The sequence below is a fragment of the Catenulispora pinisilvae genome (genome assembly GCF_015356865.1).
Lineage (GTDB): Bacteria > Actinomycetota > Actinomycetes > Streptomycetales > Catenulisporaceae > Catenulispora > Catenulispora pinisilvae.
Genome location: NZ_JAAFZA010000504.1, coordinates 1 through 1,378, shown reverse-complemented (window position 1 = coordinate 1,378; position 1,378 = coordinate 1). Strand labels below are relative to the sequence as shown.

General features: G+C 69.7%; 2 protein-coding genes. Both read left to right on the top strand.

What is annotated here, in order from left to right; translation table 11 throughout:
• Positions 1–144 precede the first annotated feature (144 nt).
• Positions 145–1,137: an ISAs1 family transposase gene (locus tag IZR01_RS49185; RefSeq protein WP_194927887.1), complete on the top strand. Its 993-nt coding sequence runs from the start codon at positions 145–147 to the stop codon at positions 1,135–1,137.
• Positions 1,107–1,343: a transposase gene (locus tag IZR01_RS52830; RefSeq protein WP_194927888.1), complete on the top strand. Its 237-nt coding sequence runs from the start codon at positions 1,107–1,109 to the stop codon at positions 1,341–1,343. The genes IZR01_RS49185 and IZR01_RS52830 overlap by 31 nt, the downstream gene beginning before the upstream one ends.
• Positions 1,344–1,378 lie beyond the last annotated feature (35 nt).

The window sequence follows — 1,378 nt, the reverse complement described above, 5'->3', positions numbered from 1 at the left end:
CAGGGCCCCGGAGTGTTTAGGTCTCGACCGGGTTTGAGGTGGTTGTGACTGGCGGGTCTGGAGTGACGAACGAGCACGGCGCTGGGAGATCATGGAGTTCTCTAGGCTCATGATCATCGGAGTGCCGTGCTCGCCGGTCCATCCTTGCAGTTCCAGTCTTCTGTGTTGCTCGCGGCCTGTCTGGGCGGTGGGAGTCCGCCAGCCGAGGTCGCTCACGCCACTGTTCCGGGGCTGGTGGAGCGGTTGGCGGCGGTGCCCGATCCACGCGGCCGGCAGGGGCGGCGCTACCGGCTGGCAACGCTGCTGGGGCTGGGGGTATGCGCGATGAGTGTGGTCGGGCATGACTCGGTCGCGGCGATCGCCCAGTGGGGCCGTTCGGCAGGCGGCGAGGTGCTGGCCCGGCTGGGTGCGCCGTTCGACCCGCTGCGCGGGGTGTATCAGGTGCCGGATGAGAAGACGCTGCGCGATGCCTATGCGAAGGTTGACCCGTCGCACCTGGCGGCGGCGGGGTTCGCGCGTTTGGCCGCGTTGGCCGAGGCCGTGGGTCAGGATGCGTTGGCTCCGGACGGATTGTCCGAACGCGAGCAGCGTCGCAGGGCACGGCGGTCGGCCGAGGCGCCGCCCAGGCCACGCGGCCGGGAAGCGTTCGCGGTGGACGGCAAGTGCCTGCGCGGCGCGAAGCGCGCTGACGGCTCGCAGGTGTACGTCATCTCCGCGGTGCGGCACCACGACCGGCTGACCGCCGCTGCACGGGAGATTGCGGCGAAGTCCAATGAGATCCCGGCGTTCGCCCAGCTACTGGCAGACATCGACGATGATCACCTGCGCGGCGCGGTGGTGACGATGGACGCGCTGCATGCCCAACGCGACCACGCCGCCTACCTGGTGGAGGAACGCCGCGCGCACTACCTGGTGACGGTGAAGGGCAACCAGCCGAACCTGTCGAAACAGCTGCGGGCCCTACCCTGGCGTGAGGTACCGGTGGTGCACCGCAGCCACGATGCCGGCCACGGCCGCGAAGAGCACCGCGAACTGCAGGTTGTCACTGTCCACGATCTGCTGTTCCCGCCACCGACCTCGCGTGGGAACAGGCCACCGCCCGCGAGCTGGCCGAATGGGCCCGCGGGCACTGGATGATAGAGAACAGCGTGCACTGGGTCCGCGACGTCACCTTCGCAGAAGACGCACACCACCTGCGCACCGGCCACGCCCCGGCCGTGCTCGCCGGCCTGCGCGACATCGTCCGCGGAGCACTCCACAAGGCCGGATGGGCCAACATCGCCGCCGGACGCCGAGCCCACCTCGACCCCACAGCCGTTCTCACGCTCCACGGCATCCCGTGATCAACCGGACATCCGGGGAACACTCCGGGGCCCTG